Raw genomic sequence first — 24,530 nt, forward strand, 5'->3', positions numbered from 1 at the left:
CGACCTCGTAAGGTCGCTTTTTTAATTTTTACTGGAATTTATCCATATTAGCAAAAACAACTTGGTGTGTCTCGAGAATCAGTCTCCCCACCACCATCTTGGGTATTCGGACTATCGTCAAATGATGCCAATGCATGAGTGGCGTGACTTAAAATGGCTCCAGCACGAGTGGATGTTGCAACCAGTACCGCTTCAAAGGCCTCTTCCCGTGTTCCACCCAGTGCCTTGAATTTTTTGACGTGTGTATCTATACAATAGGGGCATCCAGTCACATGGGCGACAGCCAGGGCAATAAGTTCTTTGGTTTTTAAGGGTATTGTGTTCAACTCATGGTATACCTCATTCTCAAACGCTAAGAACGATTGAGCGGCTTTTGGAGCAAGCTCTCTTCCTTGCTCACTGATCTTGCAGATTCGCACAGTGCCTTTCAAAATAAACATGGCATGGTGAAGATATGACCTTCACGTATGTTGTGCGGGGTGTTAGGGGTAATGGTTCTGACCTCGGTTTTGGATCAATCTTCATCTGGAATAGAGGACAAGTATAGAAAGAGAAGATGAACCCGTTTAATGTCAAATGATTGCACTAAAGAAAGTATCCTCCTGATTACAAATGCATTTAGGTTATTTCTAGTTGTCACCCGTAGAATCCTTTTTAGTGACAGTTAGGTCTTGGAAGCACTCACTAGTATTCGCTCTTGATAAAAGGGTAACTGGTTACATATAATATTAGTAACTAGTTACCATTTTTAGGATCGGAGGTATTTTATTTTGACTGAAATGGAGAAAAAAGCTTACATCTTTGGTGGTATTCTCACTTTGGCAAACCGATTACAGGTTCTTGGCGACAAATTAGATGAGAATGTGACGCTAAAGCAATGGTTGCTGATCGCCGTTATTTCAAAGTTTGGGCGATCATCTCCGACCATAAGCGAGGTGGCCGAGATGATTGGGAACTCCAGACAAAATGTTAAGAAAATGGCCCTTATTCTTGAGAGGCAGGGCTTTGTTTCACTAATGAAAGATGATCATGACGCAAGAATCTTTAGAATTCACCTTACGCCTAAATGTATAGCTTATTTCCAAAGTAGAGGAGAAAAAGAGGCTCAATTTATGGATGCATTGTTTGATGCATTTGATGAAAATTTGACGGATGGATTATATGAAGGAGTCCGTAAGTTAGCTGATAACGTGATTAGAATGGAGAATGCTCATGATGAAGAGGAAAGGGGCTAAAAAAATAATGTGGATGATCGTTGCGATCATTGCAGTTATAGTCGTTGGAATCATTGTATTTTTTAATGTACCCTATTCCAAGACCAAAACAGCATTTAATCAAGTAGTCACAGAACATATCAGTAATTCTAAAGCTGTAAATGATGTTTTTACGTTAGATGACGTTAAAGAATTGCCGCATCCTGTCCGTAAATATTTTGAATATAGTGGATACATCGGCACTCCTAAAATGTCCTACATGAAAGCAGCATTTAAAAAAGTTGATTTTATCATGTCGCCAGATAAACCAGCTTTAAAAATAGATTACACTCAGTATAACTTTGTTCGAGAGCCTATAAGATTTGCCTATATTGACACTACTATGTATGGAATACCATTTGAGGGGTTTGATTCGTATACGGATGGTGATGGCAGCATGAAAGGAGTTTTGGCTAAAGTAATTACACTGTTTAATCAAAGAGGTGAGGAAATGAATAAAGCTTGTCTAGTGACATTTCTTTCGGAATCTTTAATCATGCCCAATGCTGTCTTACAGCCTTATATTACTTGGGAGGCAGTGGATGATACCCATGCAAAGGCGACTATATCATATAACGACTTATTGGCAAGCGGGATCTTCACTTTCAATGAGAATGGGGAACTACTTTCCTTTACAACAGAAGATAGATCCGTCATATCTGCCGATGGGGCAATTCAGCAAGTGAGATGGTCGGTTGAATTTAAAGACTACAAGATGATTGGAGAAATCAAACAGCCAACTCACCTTCAAGCTGTTTGGACTTACGATCATGGAGATCTCATATATTTTGACAGCAATTGTTTTACGGTTGAGTATGATTCAAATTAAGAATCCGATTTCATTGCTTATCCATCTAGCACTCATTATAATGGGTGGGATGTCAGTCAATAAAGATTAGAAAGGGGCCTTTGTACGTGAATGGCTCGATGATCATTACCCTAGTTGTATTAGCTGTAGCATCAATTTTGTTCATATCTGGGAAAGTACGATCCGATTTGGTTGCCATAGGATCATTGATAGTATTAATGCTATTCAAAATTCTAACACCCAGTGAGGCATTATCAGGCTTCTCCAATTCCGTTGTTATTATGATGGTGGGGTTGTTTATCGTGGGTGGAGGGATTTTCCAGACCGGGCTGGCCAAGCTGCTGAGCAACAAGATGCTGCAGCTGGCAGGTACGAATGAGACCCGGCTGCTCATGATGATTATGATTGTCACGGCACTGATTGGTGCATTTGTCAGTAACACAGGAACAATCGCTGTGATGATGCCCATCGTTGTAAGTTTGGCGAAAAGCGCAAAGACCAATCCGGGAAGATTTCTGATGCCGCTGGCCTTTGCAAGCAGTCTTGGTGGAATGCTGACCTTGATCGGAACACCGCCGAACCTGGTCATTCAGGATGTTTTGCTTGCAGCCGGATATGAGGGTGTATCCTTTTTTACGTTTACGCCGATTGGTCTTGTTTGCATAGCGGTAGGATTATTGTCGATGCTGTTTCTGCGCAGATTTCTGCCGAAGAATGATCGAGATGCAGAGAATCGTCGCTATGGACGTTCGCTTCAGGAACTGGCACGGGAATACCAGTTGACGCAGAATCTTTATCGAGTACAAGTAGGAGCCAACTCGCCGATCTCTTCCAAGACGCTGCAAGAACTCGAAATTCCTGCCCGATACGAACTGAATGTTATTGAAATTCGACGGAGAATTTCAGCCAAGAACCAGTTTTTCAAAACAATTAACCAAGAAATCGCTACATCAGAGACGGTCATTCAGGAAGAGGATATTCTGTATGTCCACGGTCCTATCGAGCGTGTCGAGGAATTTGCCAACGATTATGACTTGCTGATGCTGGATCATCAAATTCTAGAGAACAAATCGACAGACATCGTGCAATATGCAACGAATGATGTCGGGATTGCCGAAGTGATGCTCACTCCTACCTCTCGGCTAATAAACAGGCTGATCAAGGAGTCAGGCTTCAGAGAAAAATATCGTGTAAACATTCTGGGCATTCAAAGGAAGGACCAATATATTCTGCATAACCTGAAAGATGAGAAGATGCGTTTCGGTGATGCGATGCTTGTTCAGGGAACCTGGAAGGACATTGCTTTGCTGGCGAATGAACCGGATATCGTCGTAGTTGGCCAGCCGATTGAAGAATCACGTAAGGTGACAATGGACAATAAAGCGCCGATTGCAGCCGGAATTATGCTGTTGATGGTGCTGCTATTGATCACAGACTTTATTCCCGCTGTAGCATCGGTAATGATCGCGGCGGTGTTGATGGTTGTATTCGGTTGTGTGCGCAATATGGAGGATGCCTATAAGACGGTCAACTGGGAGAGTATCGTGCTTATAGGGGGGATGATTCCGATGTCGATTGCGATCGAAAAAACGGGGGCCGCAAAGCTGCTTTCTGATGGAATGGTCCATTTATTGGGCGACTATGGACCATTGGTGATGCTTGCAGGCATTTACTTTATCACATCGATCCTTACACTGTTTATTAGCAATACAGCGTGTGCGGTGTTGTTAGCACCGATCGCACTGGGGACCGCTCTTCAGTTTGGCGTTAATCCCTATCCGTTCTTGTTTGCTGTATCGATCGGTGCCAGCATGTGCTTTGCATCTCCATTCTCTACGCCGCCGAACGCACTTGTCATGTCGGCCGGCCGCTACAAATTTACCCATTACCTCAAGGTGGGGCTTCCGCTTCAAATCATGATAGGAATCGTGATGGTCGCCGTACTCCCTCTGTTTTTCCCATTCTATAAATAGGGATCGACCCTATTTGTATTGTCTCCACCAACCATGAAGAAGGGCACCTCAAAGGTGTCCTTTTTTATGTTGCTGGAGACGTGAAGGGATCATAGCGCGTCTTGCTGTTTTTATGTTCATTCTCTCTTTTCTGACATTTGTCATATGTACTTTCTGACAACCCACACTAACTGCAGCTACAGCTCCTTCGCTACAATGAAGACAACAAGAAAAACGAACACAAACATAACAAAGAACAAAGGATGATAAATGATGACAAAAGCCATTGAATGTATAAATCTAATGAAGCAATTCGGCGATTTTCGCGCCGTTGATCATATGAATCTCAGTTTCGAACAAGGTCGAATATCGGCGTTGCTCGGACCGAACGGTGCAGGCAAGACAACAGCCATATCCATGATGCTCGGGATGTTGAAACCGACGTCAGGAGAAGTTCAGGTGCTAGGAATGCCTGCGGGATCAAAAGAATTACGCCAACGTGTCGGAGCGCTGATGCAGGATGTGAAAGCAGCAGATGGGCTCACGGTCAAAGAAGTGCTGCAACTCTTCCGCAGTTATTACCGGAATCCGATGTCACTTGAGCGGTTGTTTGATATTTCAGGTCTTCATGCGGATGCGAAGCGAAGAGCTTCCTCTCTGTCAGGAGGACAGCGCCGAAGATTGGCTTTCGCGCAGAGCTTAGCAGGCAATCCGGAACTCATCCTGCTCGATGAACCAACGGTAGGGATGGATGTCGAAGCTCGCGGACGCTTCTGGGACACGATCCGAGCACTGGCAAGTGACGGTCGTACGGTACTTTTAACTACGCATTATTTGGAGGAAGCGGATGCGGTTGCTGACCACATTGCGGTAATTGCGAGCGGTCGAGTTGTCGCGGAAGGAACGCCTGAAATGTTAAAAGCACAGGCAGCGCTTCGGACGATTTCTTTCCGGGTAGCGAATGCACATGAAGAACATGAATGGCTACAATTGCCCGGTGTAGAAAAAGCAGAGTGTTCCGGGCAGCGAGTTCGTCTTCACGCACATCAGACCGATGAATTGTTATTTACACTGATGCAGTCCAATTGGGGAATTACAGATATTGATGTACAATCAGCCAGTTTAGAAGAAGCTTTTCGAAGTTTGACGGATACAAACCCATCTACCTTGAATAACAAAAGAGCTTACTAGGAGGAACCTTATCATGTTAAATATGTTCATTGCTCAGACCAAAGCAGAAAGTCTACGAATCATCCGTAGCCCATTTTTCTTACTGTTCTCCATTGCAATGCCGCTAGCATTCTATTTTTTATTTGCTAGTCTGAACGGAGCGGATAAATCGATTCAATCGACAACTTGGGGTGTATTCTCGCTCATGTCCATGACCGCATTCAGCTTGATCGGTACAGCGGTGAGTCAATTTGGTATTCGTTTATCGTTTGAGCATCAAGATGGATGGGTGGGACTGCTTCGTTTAACTCCACTTTCTCCGGCCGTCTGGATTGGCAGCAAACTTGTTGCACAAATGGCTATTCAACTGATCGTTATCATATTTATCTTTTTGTCCGCTGGTTTGGTATATGATATACAACTTACGACAGGTCAATGGATCACTTGCGGGTTGTGGTTATGGATTGGAAGCCTACCTTTCCTTGCCATAGGCGCTTTGTTAGGAACTCTGAAGAATGCGAATACAACGATGGCGATTGCGAATATGCTGCAGATGGCACTTGCGATCATGGGTGGATTGTGGATGCCGCTAAGCTCACTGCCGAAGTGGATGCAATCGATCGGAGAATGGCTTCCTTCGCACCGTTACGCGAATGGAGCGTGGAATATGGTTGCTGGAAATGCTCCAGCAAGTATTGATTTCATAATTTTGATGGGCTGTGCTCTCGCATGTATGGTACTATCAGTGTATATTTTTAACAGACGGGAAGCGGTGTAATTGAATCGAGTAACTTGGCGGCTGTTTCCGGAATCGGAAGGGGCCGCCCCTTACATTTTACTAACCAATTTATTAATACCTATCTATTTTCTACTTCGAGAACCAACATCGATGCAGTGGTTAGGTTTTGTGCTGCTTGGATTGTTCGTTATACTCTTTCGACAATTCTACTATACTTCCAAGTGGGCTCTGCACATCATCATAGTTCAGGTGGCCATTACCTTGATATTAGGTGCTGTATTTCACCCGATGTATACATTTGTTGGATTTCTAATCGCGAATTCGCTCAGCAAACAAAAATTGCCGATCCTGATCTCCATATCCATCTTATTCGCCATAGGAATGGGAGCGATTGTTGTTCCATACGTTGGTCATGCAGGTCCAGAATTGTGGATCGGTTTGCTGCCTCCCTTATTTGGCGTTTCAGTTATGCCATTTATAATTCGAGCTTCCATGCAATATAAGCAGATGGCAGAGCGACTTGAAGCGGCAACCGTTCAAGTGGAACGCATGGCGCAACAGGAAGAACGACAGCGGATTGCGCGTGAATTACACGATACACTGGGACATACGTTATCTTTAATCGCATTAAAAGGGGAAGTCGTAGAGAAGCTGGTTAAACGTCAACCCGAGAAGGCTGCACGAGAAGCGAGTGAAATACGAGAAACGGCGCGTGCCGCTTTGAAGCAAATGCGTGAATTGGTCACGGAGATGAAAGTAGCGTATTTCGTCGATGAATCTCATCACGCAATTTCACTTTGTTCAGCAGCGGGTATTCCTATGGAGTTCAACTATCGATCGGTATCGGACCCTAGTCCAACCGCATATGTAGAACGAGATGTTATAGAGAACATTTCTCTACCGTTAACACCGCTGCAGGAGACGATTTTAGCGATGTGTTTTCGTGAGCTCATAACGAATGTGGTTCGCCATAGTCGAGCAGAAAGCTGTAAAGTTCATTTAGATATTCAAGAAGGGGAAGTCCGTGTATCCGTTAGTGATGATGGCATTGGGATAGATCCGGAACAAGTCTCTACCAGCAGTAATGGTATGGCTGGATTACGGCAACGGCTTGTCCTTGTAGATGGTCGCATCTCGGTGTCTTCATCCTCAGGCAAAGGAACTGAAATAACGATACATATCCCCCGAACTATACGTGATGAGAGAGTAGGTACAATATAAATGATTCGAATTATTCTGGGAGAAGATCAACGGTTATTACGGGGAGCATTAGTAACCCTACTTTCATTAGAAGATGATATTGAAGTCGTCGGAGAGGCCGAAAATGGAGAAGAGGCGATATCTTTAATACAGCAACATCAGCCAGATATCGCTGTATTGGATATAGAAATGCCGTTAAAAACAGGGTTGGATGTTGCGGAATGGATCCAGAATACTAAAGCTACGTGTCGTGTAATTATCCTAACCACGTTCGCGCGCCCCGGATATTTTCAGCGAGCTATGCAGTCAGGCGTATATGGATACATGCTTAAAGATACTGGCAGTGAGGAAATATCTGATGCAATCCGCCAGGTCTATCAGGGGAAGCGCGTTATTAATGCGGAGTTATCTCTTGCGGTATGGGAGGATCAATGTCCACTATCAGCTCGTGAGCGTGAAGTTATGAAGTTGGCTGCTCAAGGATTAACACTTCAAGAAATTGGTGCGCAGTTGTTCCTATCCTACGGAACCGTGCGCAACTATATGTCGGAAGCGATTGGGAAGCTTAGTGCGAATACGCGAATTGAAGCGATTGATATCGCGCGTAACAAGGGATGGTTGGATTAATAAGGTTCATACATATACCCAGTCCACATAAGGGCTGGGTTTTCTTATGTATTAGCTATTTATCACCTCTTGCATACTTATCAGTATATTTTCAATCTTTTTGGCGTCGTCAGGATGAAACATATGCGATGACTTCTCGACCCAGAATAACTCTTTTGTTGTCGTGGAATACAATTGATCAAAGTATTTCTGAATTAGGCTGCCGTATACATGAACATCTTTTCGTCCATGAATAAAGTAGATAGGTATATCGGTATTTTTTACGGTATTTAAAAAATTGACTGTCGAAAAATCTTCGATCATTTGCTGTGTGTAAGAAAACATGAAGCCTTTATAAAATGAATTGTAAATGTCCTTCAGAGTATAATCAGGCGAATAAAGCATAATCTTCATAGCGTCTATAAGACGAGGATGATGAATTTCTTTATCTGTATAGATCATGGAATTGTATTTCATTAGCCATTTTCGTAATTGTCCCCATTGCTTTAAGCTTTTCGTGTAAGGTGGTTCTCCTAATAGGGTTAATTCAGCAACAGCTTTTTTGTTACCTCTCTTTTTTGCTTCGTTTATTGCCCATTCCCGACAAAGTCGGTCGTTTTCAGGCCAATCTACAATCTGAGAAATTCCTGCGTAAGCATGCAATTTATCAGGGATTTTTGCTACAAGGGATAATCCGATCACGCTTCCCCAGGAATGTGCAGCAATGAATATTTTATGTTGATTAAAACGGCTCCTGAGATAATCGACAAGCTCTTCTGCGTCAGAAATAAACTGAGAGAGATTCATTGATTCCTTAGGGATGCTTGGATGATATGACTTTCCTGTTCCTCTCTGGTCCCAAAATACAAGTACATAATGTTTAATAAGTTCCTTAGTGCAAGTTGCCACCGTGTAATCCCGAGATCTACAGCTTACCCCTGGCAGCGGCATGCTTGGGCCTCCATGAATAAATAGAAGTACGGGTTTGTCGATATGTTCAGCTTGTAATAAAATGGTTTGCTCAATCCCGCCAATATTCAACTTTTCAACCGTACTGATGCCAGTTATTAAGGTCCCGCTTATTTATCTAGAAGCAGGGAGATATCTGGTATGATTAGAAATATAAGGATGAGATGAAAATAGGAATACTAACTAAGGTTTATGAAAGGAGAAGTCATGGAAGGAAATAAAATTACGTATGAGTCAATGGATGATTATATTTCACAATTTCCTCATGAGGTTCAGGCAATACTTGAAACATTAAGAAAAGTTATTAAAGAGTCGGCACCAGATGCAAAGGAAAAGATAACCTATCAAATGCCTACTTTTGTGCTGCATGGAAATCTGGTGCATTTTGCCGCTTATAAAAATCATATTGGATTTTATCCAGCCCCAAGTGGGATTAATGCATTTAAACATGAATTATCTAAATATAAAGGGGCAAAAGGGTCCGTACAATTTCCTATAGACAAGCCGCTGCCTTATGAATTAATAAGAAAAATCGTTCAATTTAGAGTTGCTGAGAATATAGAAAAAGCTGAAGGTAAATTAAAAAAGAAGAAATGATTGTATTGCGGTAGAAGGAATGTTTTTATAGTTGTAGATTAGAAATATAAATTATATTAAAAAGCTAAGGCTAGCATTTTCTGGAGGATCAAAATGGAAAAAGTACTGGGGAAGATTAGAATTATTTTTATAGTTGTCATATGTATCTTGCTCTTAATCATTGCAATTAGTTTTATCAATCATAGAATTCAATTGAAGAAAGAGTCGGCAATACTTTCTCCAATAGGAACTATGGTGAATGTGAATAACCACCAAATGCACGTATATACGGAGGGAAGCGGTGCTAAAACTCTAGTCTTTATGTCAGGTGGCGGCACTTCCTCTCCAGTGTTAGATTTCAAAGGGCTGTATTCTAAATTGTCTAACCAATATAGAGTTGTAGTCGTAGAAAAGGCGGGTTATGGTTATAGCGAAACGGCAGCTGTCTCTCGTGATATAGATACTATATTAGAAGAGACTAGGACTGCTTTATCATTAGCAGGTGAACAAGCACCTTATATTCTATATCCACATTCAATGTCTGGTATCGAGGCTCTATATTGGGCACAAAAATATCCTGAAGAAGTAACTGCTATCATGGGACTTGACCCTGCTATTCCAGCAGCATATGAAAAATTTCCTCTGCCATCAGATTTCACGATGGGAATCACAAGTTTTGCTGCTCGGATCGGCATTACTCGTTTTTTTCCGTCCATAGTTAATTCTTCTGCTGCAATACAAGAAAATCATTTATCAGAACAAGAAAAGAATATTTACCGAGCGATATTTTATGAAAAAACACAAACATCAAATATGAATGAAGAAGTTAAGATGATCCTAAACAATGCCCAAAAAGTATCAGAGGGCGGTATCCCCAATGTGCCGATGTACTTCTTTATATCGAATGGAAAAGAAGTGCCATTAGATGATTGGAAAAATCTTTTAATGGAGTACGTTGGAGCTGCAAAGGATGGAAAATATATGATTTTGGATAGTGGTCATTATATTCATGACTACGAACCTGAAATCATTGTGGAAGAAAGCATGAAATTTATAGAGAGTATCTGAACATTCAGTAGGTAATACAGGGGTTCGACTTCTGGCTATAAAAAAGACACCATATGAGGTGTCTTTTTTCTTTCATTTCCCATCCTATCAAAGCTCATCAGCAATCCCTAACAATGCAATCCCCAGAATTACAACGATAATAACGGTATATTGCACCTTGCTCAGCCGCTCTTTGAGGAATATTCGGGATAAGATGACCGAAAAAATGCTGTAGGAAGCAATAAGGGGTGCTGCGATAATGGCGTTGCTGGACATGGCGAACACATAGAAGAACTGCCCGGTTGTTTCAAAGATGGCAGCATATCCTTTGACACGTTCTTTGAAGAGGTTGAACGGCTCTTTTTTAATAAACTTCAGGTATGTAAATGCCAATACGGCACAAATGAAAAAGGTGAACTCATAAGCGAGCAGGGCTGCATCTTCACTGATCAGTTTCAACTCGTCCAAGTAAACTGCATCGGCAAAGGTTCCGAGTCCATCGATTAAGCTGTATAAAATCGGGAAAAAGATGGCCATAAAGCCGATTTGATATTTTTTATCAATCTGTGTTGAACTGATCCGGAGTGATTCGCGTTCCGAATTTTTTTCCAAGATAGCAATTCCAATTACGCCAAAGGTAACAATAGTCACACCCAATATTTCAATGATGTTCAGTTCGTGGGTGAAAAAGATGAACAATAGTATGGCCGTAATGGCTCCGGAAGAATTTTGCACGGGAGACGCAATGGAAAGCTCAATATATCTCAAACCGATATAACCGATCGTCATCGACAAGATGTAGAGTGCAGATACAGGGAAATAGCGAATCATATCTGTGGGATCAAAGTTTATTCCCTGGATGAGCATATAAGCTGTGGCGTGAATTCCCATAACCAAGCCTACCATAATGACGATTTTAATATGGCTGAATCGGTCATTACTATCACTGCCTTTTTTATAAAATAGATCCGCACCTCCCCAAGCGAAGGCTGTTAATAAAGCAAATAAAAACCACATGAACAGTACTCCTTGTTGTAGATTAAATTAGATCAAATTGATCCCTGCATACGATCTTGGCACGAATAAATAGTTTAGAATACAATTGATCATTTGGTTATGGTATTTATCACCATTGTAGAGTACTGTCTGTAATTTGAAAAACAAAAAAGTGACCCGCAAGCGGGTCACTTTTTTATCTAATAGTAACCATGCCTGCGGGCCTAATACATATAAGAAGAAGTAAAACTTTATGTTGCTAATTGCTCTTGTTCATCATTATATTTTTCCATTTCTTTTACTCCTTTATGAAGGAGGACACAGAATACTACACACAGTACAGAAGCGGAAAGTAGCAAGTAGAACCCACCATTCCAACCAACATTATCAACTAGCACACCGAACAGAGTAGTACCGAGCGATGCTCCAAGAATATAGCTCAGGAATCCGCGCAAGCCTACTGCAGAACCAACAGCGAATGGAGGTACGACTTCTAACGTTTGTACAGAAGCCAAGAATTGTGGTACGTAAATTAAACATCCAATAGTTGCAGCGAAAATAGTTGTTGTGAACAAAGAACCACTTTGCCAGTAACCAATGATACAGAAGAAGATGAGTACCATTGCAATAATTGCAGGAGGCATACGATATCCTTTGAACAGCTTATCAGATAAATAGCCTACCAAGAGAGTGGAAGGAATAGCGGCCCACTCGAAGAATAAGAAAGCAACACCCATCTCTTCTTTGGAGAATCCTTTAACAGTCATCAAATAGATAGGCAGCCAGCTAATGATACCGAATCGAACCATGTATACGAATACGTCCATCAGTGATACGTACCAAGCATTCTTATTAAACAGGACATAGTTCTTAAAGATTTGCCAAGCATTCAGATTTTCTGGAGCTTGTACATTACCTTTAGCCTTAATATTTATTTCTTTTTCATCCTCAACAATCTCACTCAACGGAGGCAAACCTTCGCTTACTGGGGAGCCTTTAGTAAAGGCCAATATAACTAGGGCAAATACGATGGCAATCGCAGCTGGTACCTGATAGCTTGCAGCTTGCCAATGATCTGGTCCCAACATAGCAAAACCGACACCAACGATTGGCGCTACGATCCCAGCGCCGATGTTATGCGATATATTCCATACTGCAACAATTCGACCTTTCATCTTATGAGGGAACCAATTCGAGAGGGTAATAAAAGAAGGTCCAACCCCCATACCTTGGAACACACCTAGCAACACAACGAGAATGGCAAACATCCAGAACCCTGTTGTGAACCCCAACATGATGTTAACAAGGGCACACAAGAGAAGGCCTAATGCCATATACTTTTTGGGATCAGCTTTATCTGCAAGACTACTCATAAGACCTTTGCTTATGCCATATGCAATGAGCATGCAACTGGTTAACAAACCAACTTCTGTAGAAGATAGGTTAAGTGCCTCTTTTAGATAAGGTGTTGACAATGAAAAGTTACTACGTACGACATAGTATGCCATGTAACCAAAAAACACACCTATTAGCGACTGCATTCGATAGCGCATGTATGTTTTTTGGACGTCCTGAGGCGCTACCTTAGAGGTAGCTACTTTGGGTTTTAAAAAGGAAATCATACAATTTCTCCTTCATGATAGTGTTTTCATTAATAGTCGTTGCAAAGTATCGTTACGATCACAACCTCTCCAGTGGAGTAGCGTATGCCACTGGTTTAATTATCAACTTGTTTGTTCTTGCAAACTATCAGCGAAGTTCTGATTTTATGTAAGATTATTTGGAAGTCGTGTCAGAAAAAACGACAATAACATATAAAAAATTCAGTAATATATCACATGACAGGTAAATAATTAACAAGTTCATAGAGCGTATTTAGAATTTGTACTATACTAGAGTCAGATTTGGACAAGTATATAGGCTTGCCAGAGGATGTATCCTACAAAGAACGGAGGAAAATATGAAAGGGCTTTCAAACGTGCTATTGATCTTGCTGATATCATTACTTGCATCAGGATGCTCAAGTAGCCATTCCGACATTAATATCGTATTTTCTGAGGTAGAGCCTGTACCTGCCAGTACGGAGAAAGAGGAGCTGCCACCAGTGCGTGTAGCCATTTCAAGCGTGCTGTCACCAAGCGAGACGATTAAGCATTATCGAAAGATCGCTGATTATATCGGTAAACAGCTTGATAGGCCAGCGATCCTCATTCAACGTAAGAGCTATAATGAGATCGGCATGCTCATGATGAATGGTGGCGCTGACATCGCCTTATTTTCATCAGGTGCATATGTAACCTATAATCAAGTTGAAGGAATTGAAGCGATTGCAATGCAGGAGCGAATGGGAGTTCCATACTACTATGGTTACCTTGTCGTCAATCAAGACAGCAATATTACGAATATTAGCCAGTTGAAAGGGAAAAGCGTAGCTATTGCTGATCCATCCAGTAATTCCAGCTACCTATTTTTAAGTGAGAAATTAGCTGAATTTGGTGAGACGCCGGAACATTTTTTCAGCGGATACACGTATACTTACAATCATGAAAAGTCACTTAATGCAGTTCGTAATCGAGTCGTTGATGCTTCAGCACTCAGCAGCTCGATCTATGAACAAGCCAAGGCCAAAGATCCGGAGTCCGTTGCCTCTTTGCGTATTTTGGATAAGTCAAAGCCTCTTGGAACAGGCCCTGTTGTTATCAACAACAGTATTTCTGAGGAAGAGAAAAAGATAATTATGAGCAGCTTTTTTACTATGCATAAACAATCTGATATGAAGCAGGCTTTGGAAGGATTATTTATTGATCGCTATGTTCCTTTCGATGCGAAATACTTTGAAACTGAAAACAGCAAGGCAACGAACGTTAGGGACGGCTTATGAAATTAATGAAGAAAATGAATATCAATCAAAAAATATTTGGAGTTATTATCGCTTCTTTGATTTTTCTTGCCTCCGCTTTAGGATGGATCATTTGGGATTCGCTTCATACGATCATGACAGATGAGCTTAAGAAGCGGGGCATTAGTGTAGCACATAGTATTGCATCGTTAAGCTCGGACTACATCCTTATGGATGAACAATACTCGATTCATCAGCTGATCTCACAAGCACAACTTACGAATGATGATGTTCGATATATATTAATTATTAATAGTAGTCATGATGTGGTAGGGGATACCTTTGAAGGACACTTGCCTAAGGGAATCATACAAGCGCATACACCTGAGAGTGGTCATACATTACAGGTTGCAACACTGATGTCTGATGAAGGAACAATCTATGATGTACTTATGCCGATCGAGGAGGGCGATGTAGGGTTTGTTCGTGTTGGCATGACGGATACGAAGGCTCAGACTTACATCAACATAAAGATGAAGGCACTGCTTTATGTAACGCTGTTCATCTGTGTAATCACAGCGATAATTACGTATTATATGACTCGCTTCATTACGAGACCCATAAACAATCTGGTTGCGGTTGCTACAGGTATATCAGCTGGTAATCTGACGATGCGTGCAAGTATAACGAATAGCGATGAAGTAGGTAGATTAGGTAATGCCTTTAATGAAATGGCTGATAAATTAATTAATTCTAACGCTGAAGTTGAATTACTGCTGAAAGAGCTTCAAGCGAAAGAACATCTCCGGGACAAGTTGATTCTGAAGTTACTGTCCGCCCAGGAAGATGAGAAGAAGAGAATATCGAGGGAACTTCATGATGAGACAAGCCAAGCACTTGCATCCTTAATGGTCACGATGCGAATTTTGTCGAATGAAGCGAAAGACGCCGAGCAGCAGGAATTGCTTAACGCTAGCAGAGATACTGCGGCGAGTATTTTGCGGGAAATTAGAGATTTGGCTGTAGAGTTAAGGCCGCCGATATTGGACGATATGGGATTAGTACCCGCGATTAAAAAATTTGTGAAGAAATATGAGGAGAAATATCATATTGAAGTGGAACTATTCACACCAGATGAAGAGGATATTGGTATTGAAGGACATATTGCTGTAGCGATGTATCGTATTCTGCAAGAAGGCATGACGAATGTTGCTAAGCATTCGGCTGCAACTCGAATATCTATAAACATGGAGATTCTCAAGCAGTCGGTTACCTTGATAATAAGGGACAACGGCTGCGGAATTCAGCGAGACGACTTTGAGTTGGCCCGTCAGCACAATCGTATCGGTATATACGGTATGAAAGAGAGAGCGGAGCTGCTTGGAGGATCTTTCTTCATATATCCAATAAGTACCGGAGGAACTGAGATCGTCGTTTCGATACCGCTAATATTAAATAAAGGGTGTAATGATGGAACAAACCATAACTATATTGATTGCTGATGATCATGCGTTGCTTAGGTCCGGTTTAAAGCTGCTGCTGCAGAAGAAGCCAGCCAATAAAGTGGTAGGTGAAGCTTCAAATGGCATTGAAGCTCTTCGGTTATACGAAGAGCTTAGACCACATATTTTAATTCTCGATATTAGTATGCCGCACATGGATGGAATAGAGGTGCTCAAAAAAATCAAGGCCTGTCACGCACACGCAAAAGTTATCGTACTTACGATGCATGAAGATGAGGATTATATAACAACTATTATGAAAGAAGGTGCAGTCGGATATATTCCAAAGGTGGCAGTTGATGAAGAGTTATATACAGCCATTGATACGGTTCAGAGCGGCTATGTGTATCTTCGACCACAAGATACACAAACATTGATTGCATCGGTGCTTCATAAAGCGCCGCAAGCCGTAGAGGATAACAGCCCTTTTGTTATTTTGAGCGACCGTGAACGAGAAGTACTAAGCTATCTTGTAAGAGGGTATACGTTAGTTGAAACTGCACAACAGCTATTAATTAGTATCAAGACGGTGGATACCCATAAGACGAGAATGATGAATAAATTGAATCTGACTAAAAAAAGTGAACTTGTAGAATATGCAATAAAATACAATCTGTTGAGTGAAGATTAATCTTTCTAGATTCGCCCCAGATTACGAACATGACAATGAATACAACAGCAAACCGCCCGTCAGAATGATGGATATCATCGTTCTGGCGGGCGGTTGTGCCTCATGCAAAAAAAGATCATTGAGCAGCTGCGTTCAGTCTGTCCCTATAATTGTTAATTAGGATAAACGAGTTCCACCCGATCACCTATCTTCACATTATTCTTAACCGGATCATAGAATGGACTGTCCATATGAATCGAGATAACATAGCCGTTGTTCGGAGGAATCGCCGAATTTCGCTCAGGATAATCAATTATGTTAGTAACGACTCCGTCTACTATGGTGAATTCCATTCCCCACTCATTCGATCGGGTGGAATCACCATATGCGTTGTCATAATACACGACTTTTCCTAACTCACGAGGTTCATTGCTGTGTTGGATCGGAATAGACAAATCATTTATTTTCAATTCCGTAGGATAACGATAAGGGATGAGTTCTTTCGTTGTAAAGGTGCCTTTTATATATTCGTACAAGTAATCATAGTATTGACGCACTTGCGGACTCTTGTTGTACGCCAAGTTCAGGATCGTCGTGTTTCCTTGATACCAAGCTCTGTAAGCATTCATATAACCATGCTCCACACCGCCGTTTAAATAATCAAGGAACCTTTGTGCATAGTTATTGCTCCCTATCATACGATCGTCAAACTCCATCTCAACAGCCATATTAAACGTCTTGCTTAATATCGCCGCATCGTCAACCCGAGACTTATCCGTGCCGTCGAAAAAATGATTTGGCTGCAAGGCCGCATTATCGAGCCCGAGCTTCTTCCAATCGAACGGCTGGCCGCCATGGAAGTATGGAATCCAGAATAGCTTTTTGCCTACCTTGTGAGTCAATTCACTCGTCCACGTCACAATTTCTTCGGTATAAGGCGCTTCTATTTCGATGAACTCGTCATTCCAATACAAGCCGACCAGCTCTATATTACTGAAGTTGGCGCTCTCCCATTTGTTCATTACTTCATCAACGAACCACTTAATTGCTTTCTTCTTATTATCGAACGCTAGATCCGCACCTGCACTTGCCGAGTTAAAGTTCTCGGAAACACCATCGCCATCTACATCACCAAAATCAGTTTGCAATTCCGATGCCGTTGGAATCGTCATTACTAGTTTTACTTTATGTCCAGGTTGATTCAGCTTCTGGCCGATTTCCTTTACAGCTTCGTTCAGGTTATCAACGTCTCCACCTTGGTCGAACGTCTTATTCAAGAGCCATCCCCAATCCTGCTTATTCGATGGAGGGTATATTGAGTTGAAAGCCCGCCAATCTGGAGTCCGATAAGGTGCCATCAAATAGCCATCGATCATCCAATCGACAGGGTTCCCGTTCTTATCGACATAGGCAACGTACGGAATGTAATCCTCCCTACTCCAATCTCCCAAGTTGTTTGGATAGTATCCATTTGGAATGAGTACAAGATCATGAATGCCTGCTGTTTTCGACCCTGGTTGAAGATAGGACAATTTATCTGGTGGGAGCTTCTTGGCATGCTTCTGCTTGCCATCGTAACCCCATATCTCGACCTCATCGATGAACTTGAACCAATCCGCCATGAACTGTACTTTTACATATCGAGCATACGCCATCGTTCCTTTACCTTTGACATTTCGGAAGCCGTCCGTTTCTCCATTCCAGGAATATTGCTGTATATTCGGAGGTGCTTGCTGCCATAAGCGCTTTTTACTGCCGACATGGTTCAACGTTGACCAGCTCTGACCATCATTGGACACATAAAAGCTGACTGTGACAGGGAAGAAGATGCTGGAAGATGACTCTTGTAAAAACTGCGTATTAATCGATGCAATTGACTTTGCTTCTCCTAAATCGAACACAACTTCCTTGAGATGCCCCTTGAAAAATCCTACCCAGTTCGTATCTTGGAAGCTAGCTTCTGCCTTGATACCATCCGTTAACTGGCCACCCTCATCAGGGTAGTCTGGACTTGGAGGCTCTGACAACTGGTAGTTGAGACCATGGGCCAAGTTCTTCAGCTTTTTCGGAGCCTTTTTGCTCATCAAGCCTTCGGTGTCTTCGCCCTCGTCAATTCCATCTACATCATTAATTCCATCGACCTCTTCAAACTTACCCGGTTCCTCAGCCTTTTCAAACTCTTCTGCTTCATCATCCTCTTCGGTCACACTAGTTTCATCAGATTCTCCTATCGGCATTCCTTCTTCAGGCACTGTCTGCTCGATTTGTTCATAGCTCGCTGTTGTTTCCCCATATACCGGTGCAACAGTAAGCAGCATTAAGAAGAGCGATAACAGCGCGGACATGTATTTCTTTCTCATCATTCATCCCACCCTTCATTGATTATTTGACTGACCATTAACGTCTACTTGTTGGCCATGAAAGCATCGATTTGCTTCTGCAATTCCTCTTGTATACGCTTGAGTGAAGGCCCGGCTTCTGCTTCGAACTTCTTCAATGTCTCTTCTGGATTGAGAACGCCATTAAACAATGCAGGGTAATACTTGGCCTCTACCGTATTGTATTGACTGAGGTCGTTCTGCACGGCTGAAGAGTCGAATTCGAATCCTGTAAGAACATCCTTCGTAAAGCTATCAGCATCGCGCAATACAGCTTCATATTCGTCATTACGCTTATCCCGGTCGACATCTGAACGTTCATCTATCGGGTTCCATACCCATACATATCCAAATCCCCAGTATCCTTTTGTATCGAGCAGCTTTACTTCGTTATCGCCAACAGGCTCCCAGTGCTTCCCTTGAATGCCGTAGGACAGCAAATCGTAGTTTTCCTTCTCATTTGCCCAGTTCATGAACATCACTGCGCGTTCCTTGTTTTTGCTTACCTTCGGCACAGCGAGGAAATTCCACTGCTTGAAGTTGGTCATATTGGCGCCCTTGGTTTTATCAAAAAATGTGACGGTTTCCAAATCCCCATTTGGGACATTGTTTTTGAACTGCTGGTCAAAGGTAAGGCCCGTACCGAACGATCCCTTCGTGACGATCGCAGCTTTGCCGCTCATGAATGGCTGCAAGAAATCCTTGGCTGTCAAAATGTCTTTATATACGATCCCGTCATTATACAACTGTCTGGCATCCTTCAACCAAGACAACACTGGTTCAGGACCCTCAAACAGGTTATATACCTTACCGTCATTATTCTTATAATACAGCGTCAGACTGCTTCCGAGCGCATGTGTGTAGCGGACATGCGTATCATAATCGTTCAAGCTGCGTTGGGCTACAATGGATGACTGCTGCAATCCCGACGTTCCTCCCGCTGTAAATGGCGCGATGCCCAGCTCTTTTTCCTTCACCTTATAAGCAAAATTAATTAAATCTTCGTACGTTTTGATAGGAGGTATCCCTAACTTCTCGCGTATGTCTTTGCGTACGACATAGGAGTTACCCGACATGTAGACGACACCAAGCGGTACAGCCATAATCTTGTCGTTATACTTGTTCGCATCCCACATTTGTTGCGGACGCTTCTCCAGCACGGCCTTACCGTATTGCGCGAGCAAGTCGTCCAGTGGTTCATAGAACCCATCTGCGATCATTTGATTAATGTGAAGCCACGGCGCATCGAAGATAAGGTCGATATTTTCCCCAGAAGCAAGCGTCACTTGTGTCTTCTGACCCAAGTCAGCCCATGGTACGAACACAATGTCTAACTTGACATTGATCGTATCCTTCATCCGTTGTTCAGCTTCTGCGATAACCTCATCCATATCTGGTGGACGATCTCCTGGAATCATGATTTTCAGTGTAACCGGTTCCAATTTAGTGCCTTCCTTTTCTGTTTGATTTCCCTTAGATGATTCTGGTGCTGGCGTATCATTCGGCGCTTTCGAGCAACCTACGGCCAGAGATAATGACAACAGCAGCACAAGTGAGAAGGTAAGCCAACGTTTCATTCTCATTTCTTCGCTCCCCCTGAATAAGTGATCTGGAATTACCCTTTGACCGACCCCAGCGTCATACCCTTAATAAAATATTTCTGCACGAAAGGATACACGAGAACAATCGGTCCAATCGTAATACATACAATGGCTAGCTGCATGCCATATGTCGGAATCATAATGTTGTAGTCCGTCTGACTCCCACCCACGTAAGACATCGCATTCAAGTTGGACATCAGCTGGCGGATCATAATTTGTAGCGGATGCATCTTGTAATTATCAATAAAGAGAAGTGACAAGTACCAGTCATTCCAATATTGCAATGCATAGAACAGTGCAACTGTAGCGATAACCGGCAATGAGACAGGCCATATGACACGAAAGAAGATATGAATGTCATTCGCCCCGTCCACCGTTGCGGCTTCATTCATCTCGTAGGGCAAGGAGCGATAGTAGGAAACGAGAATGAACGCATAGAACGGGTTGAGCAAGTAGGGGAGAATAAGCGCCCATAAGGAGTCTTTGAGATGTAGCCAGTTGGCGATTAGCATATAAAACCCGACAAGCCCTGCACCGAACAGCATCGTTAGAAAGGTTAAGAACGAGAGTACGTGACGATACTTCACCTTCGGATGACTTAGAACATATGCATAGGTTGCTGTAAGGGTGACGCCAAGCACCGTTCCTGCAATCGTAACGAATAATGTGACACCATAGCTTCGGAATACCTGCTCCCCTGACAATAGAAAGGTGTAGGCATCTAGGCTAAACGATGTCGGAAATAACTGATACCCGGAGGTTTGAATAACCGACTCGTCTGCAAAAGAGTTAATCAGCACAATCCAAAAGGGGATGAAGCAGATCAACGCAAACCCGATTAATAGCACGTAAACAACGCCAAGGAACAATCGCTCCCGCATTCTAATCACACCTTAGAACAATCTAGAATCTGAATCGACCTTGCGTGCAAGCCAATTAAATAGAATAACTGTGATAAGCCCCATAAATGACTGATAGAGGATGATCGCGGAGGACATACTGAAATTGCCCATTTGCCGCAACGCACGATACGCATACGTATCGATAACATCTGTAGTTGGGAACAATACGCCAACGTCTCCGATGAGGGCATAGATCATGCCGAAATCTCCATAGAAAATCCGTCCGATACCAAGCAGCGTCAAAACAATAATGATTGGGCGCAGCAGTGGAAGAGTAATGTAAATGATTTGCTGCAAGCGGCTGGCCCCTTCAATTTTGGCGCACTCATAATACTCTGATGAAATACTCGTTATGGAGGCCAGGAAGATAATCGAGTTATACCCAGCTATTTTCCAGACATATACGAACGTCAAAATAAACGGCCATACACTCGGAGTTAGGTACCAGTCCACTCCTTCGTATCCAAGAGCGACCAACGCTTGGTTCAGCATCCCTTCGGACGAGCTAAACATCGTCTGTACCATCATGCTGACGACAAGCCATGAGATGAAGTACGGCAAAAATACAAAGGACTGTGCCGTTTTCTTGAACCACTTGTTGGTAACTTCATTTAATAGGACGGAGAGCACTACCGCAGTACCTATACCGAACACCAGAAACAACCCGTTCAAGAACACGGTGTTCCATGTAACACGCAGCCAGTCCTTACCCATAAAGAAAAACTCGAAATTTTTAAATCCCACCCATTCGCTGCCAAACAGTCCGTCAGAGAGACGATAGTTCTGGAAGGCAAGCAAATGCCCAAGCATAGGGGTATACGCAAATATAAGCAGGAACAACATGCCTGGAAGTGCAAGCAAATACAAGTACCGATTTTTCACGATCTCATGGATAAATCCATTATTCCTTCCTTTACTACTCCTCAATAATTCACCTCCTCACGATCAATCAATGTGATGTATGTGTCGTTCAACATGGTTATCGTAGCAGTGGTTCAGCAACCTTGGATAGTTCTCAGTGGTCGAAAAAGGTTCTTATATGGCTTCTGCACGGGTAATCATTATTCCAGTCAGGTTCTGTACTCATTTATAAAGCTTGGTAATCAGCCACTCGCTCCATTGATCTGCTGATAACGATATTGGGCCGGTGTCACTCCAGTCGCTTTCTTGAATGCCGTAAAAAAATGACTCTTCGTCTGAAATCCTGCCTGCTGCGAAATTTCAGCAACGCTCATGTCCGATTGTTGAAGCAATTCCTTCACTTTCTCGATACGCAAATTCAAAATATAATTGGATAATGACATACCGTATTGGTCAAGAAACAACTGACGTACATACTTGGCTGACAGTGCAATGTGATCGGCAATATTCTCGACAGACAGCCTTGGATCGTGAATGTGATATCGAATATATTCAATAATTTCATCTACGATCTTCCCTTTGCGGTTCAAGCTTTTCTGGTCACCGAGCAGAGAGATGATTCGAGCAATCTCATGTTTCATCCACAGGTGTATGTCTTCAAGTTTTGCGAATTTTTTTAAGTGACTTTCAATTCCCTCTACATGATGTACGGTGGTAAGCTGGCTAAATGATTTGACGAAGGAGAAGAGCATCAATTTCAGCTGGAATTGACATTCGGAGTATTTCATCGCTTGCAGCCTTATAAACCATTGTTCCAGCAAATTAAAGGATTGCTCATCCTTGCCGCTACGGATTGACTGAATGAGGAGGTCCTGCAAGGTGTCATCCGGTTGGTATTGTAAATCTGCGTAGCGCTCATATTCTTGCTCGGTATATATTTTGTCATCCCCGCTTACGAATTTGAACAACGTCAATTCTCGTAAGTCGTCGTATACCGCCCGCAGATCATCACGAACATGCTTTGCTGTGCTGCATGCAACGGTTATGTTGAGCTGAACATAGCGTGTCACCATACGGCTCAGTTGGCTCAACTCTTCAGTCAAGTCGGCCGCATGATCGGCAACACCTATTAGGAGGAGCAGGTGGTCACCGCCGAAATCCACAACCTCGCTTGAGCGATCCTTATTGCCGAGCAGCTCTTCCGCAATGTTGCCAATTGCATATTTCAACAGTCTCTGGGAGGTGAAATCGTAACGCTCTGTAGTTTCGTAGAAAGCATCTATTTTGACAACGGACAGCCTTATCCATTCGTAATTGAGTATCCTTGATTCATGGGAAAGAGCCTCTCTTGCGTTGTCGCTCAATCTGCCCTGCAATATCCATCGCCGTAAATATTCTGTCTTGATCAGAGGGGAGTGATCTCGCAGTAGAACAACGCTTTGTTGAATGGCGTCAATGTCACTCTTGCCTCGAATACCGAGCTTGCCATGGATTTGAGTCGCAAGGACTCGAAATGGCTTGAAGAAGATATGTGAGTTCCAGAGTACAGCCAGCAGCAACAAGATGAGCAGTAGAATCGAGCATAATACGATCGTCTGTTGGAAGGAAGTCACCTGAGTACGGAACTGTTGCATGCTGGACAGGGAATAAATCGTCCAATCTTGAGAATCTAAGTCGGCATAATTCACGTATGCAGTCTGTCCATTTACTTTCAGCTCGAAGGAACTCTTCTTGGCGTCTGTTCTCGAATTCATCACGCTAGTCATCATTCCTTCATCCATCTGACCCAAAATCGTCTGCCCAGAACGATCTATGAGTGTCACCTGATGCTCCGTATCGCCTTCCCCTGAAATAAGATAGTTCTGCAGCACATGTTTATTTAATAGCACGACCAAATATCCATACTGTTCCTTCTTGACATAAGAAGGCGGAATCATCAAGGATATATATGATTTGCCCCCTGTCTCATGGTAAAAATACCGCAATAAGAACGGGTCCTTCTGCTTAACCCGCTCCAAAATAGTCCTATCTGTAAATTCGTCGAATGGAAGGAGACCAACATTGAAATCCATCACTTTTTCCCTGCGCATATTAAATAAGTAAGCGCCTTCAAAAAAGGACTCCTTTGATAAATACTTTGACAATGTCTGAAGGGCTGCGGCATCCAGTAAGGGATCATCCTCTTGGGAATATATCCAGTTCTGAATCGTCTGATCCTCATACATGTTCAAGCCGTACCACTTCAGTTTAGCCAGGATGAATTCCGTACGGTCTAATGTTTCCTCTATTCTGTCTCGGTTGATATATCCAAGCTGGGAGGAGGCATAATCTGAGAACCGCTGAACCAGAAATAAGGAAAACGGGATGATAATGACGGTAATCAAGATGCAGCTCCACAAAAAAATGCGCAAATACGTTGATTTGAACATAAGCTGAATGTCGCTCCCCCTTCTACTTTGACAGGAAACTGTATACAATTTTGGGTTCTATCATAACCTAATCCCCTTGTTTTTGCCTAGTT

Annotated in this window: 21 protein-coding genes; 12 read left to right on the forward strand and 9 right to left on the reverse strand. The window is 42.6% G+C overall.

Annotated features, from left to right (window positions below):
* Window positions 1-47 precede the first annotated feature (47 nt).
* Window positions 48-419 (reverse strand): carboxymuconolactone decarboxylase family protein, encoded by a 372-nt coding sequence (locus MNQ98_RS01685; RefSeq protein WP_241931621.1) that lies wholly within the window; start codon window positions 417-419, stop codon window positions 48-50.
* Window positions 420-779: 360 nt separating this feature from the next.
* Here MNQ98_RS01685 and MNQ98_RS01690 point away from each other — a divergent pair, with 360 nt between their 5' ends.
* From MNQ98_RS01690 to MNQ98_RS01720, 7 genes are all read left to right on the forward strand, one after another.
* Window positions 780-1,235: a MarR family winged helix-turn-helix transcriptional regulator gene (locus MNQ98_RS01690; RefSeq protein ID WP_241933816.1), complete on the forward strand. Its 456-nt coding sequence runs from the start codon at window positions 780-782 to the stop codon at window positions 1,233-1,235.
* The gene (locus tag MNQ98_RS01695) at window positions 1,213-2,082 is read left to right on the forward strand and encodes a DUF6544 family protein (RefSeq protein ID WP_241931622.1); all 870 of its coding nucleotides are present in this window, start codon (window positions 1,213-1,215) and stop codon (window positions 2,080-2,082) included. The genes MNQ98_RS01690 and MNQ98_RS01695 overlap by 23 nt, the downstream gene beginning before the upstream one ends.
* 86 nt (window positions 2,083-2,168) lie before the next feature.
* Entirely contained in the window at window positions 2,169-4,034 is a 1,866-nt protein-coding gene (locus tag MNQ98_RS01700) for an SLC13 family permease (RefSeq protein WP_241931623.1), read from the forward strand.
* 252 nt (window positions 4,035-4,286) lie between these two features.
* Window positions 4,287-5,204, forward strand: a complete 918-nt coding sequence (locus MNQ98_RS01705) for an ABC transporter ATP-binding protein (protein ID WP_208920867.1) — start codon at window positions 4,287-4,289, stop codon at window positions 5,202-5,204.
* A 13-nt stretch (window positions 5,205-5,217) separates the two neighbouring features.
* Entirely contained in the window at window positions 5,218-5,961 is a 744-nt protein-coding gene (locus tag MNQ98_RS01710) for an ABC transporter permease (protein ID WP_241931624.1), read from the forward strand.
* Window positions 5,962-7,143 (forward strand): sensor histidine kinase, encoded by a 1,182-nt coding sequence (locus MNQ98_RS01715; RefSeq protein ID WP_241931625.1) that lies wholly within the window; start codon window positions 5,962-5,964, stop codon window positions 7,141-7,143.
* Window positions 7,144-7,749, forward strand: coding sequence for a response regulator transcription factor (locus MNQ98_RS01720; RefSeq protein ID WP_241931626.1), 606 nt, complete (start codon window positions 7,144-7,146; stop codon window positions 7,747-7,749).
* A 51-nt stretch (window positions 7,750-7,800) separates the two neighbouring features.
* On the opposite strand, the gene MNQ98_RS01725 is transcribed toward MNQ98_RS01720, so the two are convergent.
* A complete protein-coding gene (locus MNQ98_RS01725; RefSeq protein ID WP_241931627.1) occupies window positions 7,801-8,769 on the reverse strand; it encodes an alpha/beta fold hydrolase in 969 nt (322 codons plus the stop codon).
* 135 nt (window positions 8,770-8,904) lie between these two features.
* Between MNQ98_RS01725 and MNQ98_RS01730 the strand changes: the two genes are divergently transcribed.
* Window positions 8,905-9,294, forward strand: coding sequence for an iron chaperone (locus MNQ98_RS01730; RefSeq protein ID WP_241931628.1), 390 nt, complete (start codon window positions 8,905-8,907; stop codon window positions 9,292-9,294).
* 93 nt (window positions 9,295-9,387) lie between these two features.
* Complete coding sequence (locus MNQ98_RS01735; protein WP_241931629.1) at window positions 9,388-10,341, forward strand: alpha/beta fold hydrolase; 954 nt, start codon at window positions 9,388-9,390, stop codon at window positions 10,339-10,341.
* An 87-nt stretch (window positions 10,342-10,428) separates the two neighbouring features.
* Here MNQ98_RS01735 and MNQ98_RS01740 read toward each other — a convergent pair whose 3' ends face one another.
* Together MNQ98_RS01740 and pgtP are read right to left on the reverse strand one after the other, a co-directional pair.
* Entirely contained in the window at window positions 10,429-11,337 is a 909-nt protein-coding gene (locus MNQ98_RS01740; RefSeq protein WP_241931630.1) for an EamA family transporter, read from the reverse strand.
* 230 nt (window positions 11,338-11,567) lie between these two features.
* A complete protein-coding gene (gene pgtP, locus MNQ98_RS01745) occupies window positions 11,568-12,938 on the reverse strand; it encodes a phosphoglycerate transporter PgtP (protein WP_241931631.1) in 1,371 nt (456 codons plus the stop codon).
* A 338-nt stretch (window positions 12,939-13,276) separates the two neighbouring features.
* Between pgtP and MNQ98_RS01750 the strand changes: the two genes are divergently transcribed.
* The 3 genes from MNQ98_RS01750 to MNQ98_RS01760 are packed head-to-tail and all read left to right on the forward strand — an operon-like array spanning window position 13,277 to window position 16,288.
* Window positions 13,277-14,197 carry a substrate-binding domain-containing protein gene (locus MNQ98_RS01750; protein ID WP_241931632.1) on the forward strand — a complete coding sequence of 307 codons (921 nt, stop codon included), beginning with the start codon at window positions 13,277-13,279 and terminating at the stop codon, window positions 14,195-14,197.
* Window positions 14,194-15,657, forward strand: coding sequence for a sensor histidine kinase (locus MNQ98_RS01755; RefSeq protein WP_241931633.1), 1,464 nt, complete (start codon window positions 14,194-14,196; stop codon window positions 15,655-15,657). The genes MNQ98_RS01750 and MNQ98_RS01755 overlap by 4 nt, the downstream gene beginning before the upstream one ends.
* Entirely contained in the window at window positions 15,626-16,288 is a 663-nt protein-coding gene (locus MNQ98_RS01760; protein WP_241931634.1) for a response regulator, read from the forward strand. Before MNQ98_RS01755 ends, MNQ98_RS01760 begins: the two co-directional genes overlap by 32 nt.
* Before the next feature lie 152 nt (window positions 16,289-16,440).
* On the opposite strand, the gene MNQ98_RS01765 is transcribed toward MNQ98_RS01760, so the two are convergent.
* The 5 genes from MNQ98_RS01765 to MNQ98_RS01785 form a co-directional block, all read right to left on the reverse strand.
* A complete protein-coding gene (locus tag MNQ98_RS01765) occupies window positions 16,441-18,630 on the reverse strand; it encodes a DUF4855 domain-containing protein (RefSeq protein ID WP_241931635.1) in 2,190 nt (729 codons plus the stop codon).
* Window positions 18,631-18,671: 41 nt separating this feature from the next.
* Window positions 18,672-20,228, reverse strand: a complete 1,557-nt coding sequence (locus MNQ98_RS01770; RefSeq protein ID WP_241931636.1) for an ABC transporter substrate-binding protein — start codon at window positions 20,226-20,228, stop codon at window positions 18,672-18,674.
* A 32-nt stretch (window positions 20,229-20,260) separates the two neighbouring features.
* Entirely contained in the window at window positions 20,261-21,127 is an 867-nt protein-coding gene (locus tag MNQ98_RS01775) for a carbohydrate ABC transporter permease (protein WP_241931637.1), read from the reverse strand.
* Window positions 21,128-21,139: 12 nt separating this feature from the next.
* Complete coding sequence (locus tag MNQ98_RS01780) at window positions 21,140-22,075, reverse strand: ABC transporter permease (RefSeq protein WP_241931638.1); 936 nt, start codon at window positions 22,073-22,075, stop codon at window positions 21,140-21,142.
* 176 nt (window positions 22,076-22,251) lie between these two features.
* Window positions 22,252-24,438 (reverse strand): AraC family transcriptional regulator, encoded by a 2,187-nt coding sequence (locus MNQ98_RS01785; RefSeq protein ID WP_241931639.1) that lies wholly within the window; start codon window positions 24,436-24,438, stop codon window positions 22,252-22,254.
* Window positions 24,439-24,530: the final 92 nt, after the last annotated feature.

The organism is Paenibacillus sp. N3/727 (genome assembly GCF_022637315.1).
Taxonomy (GTDB): Bacteria; Bacillota; Bacilli; order Paenibacillales; family Paenibacillaceae; genus Paenibacillus_AQ; species Paenibacillus_AQ uliginis.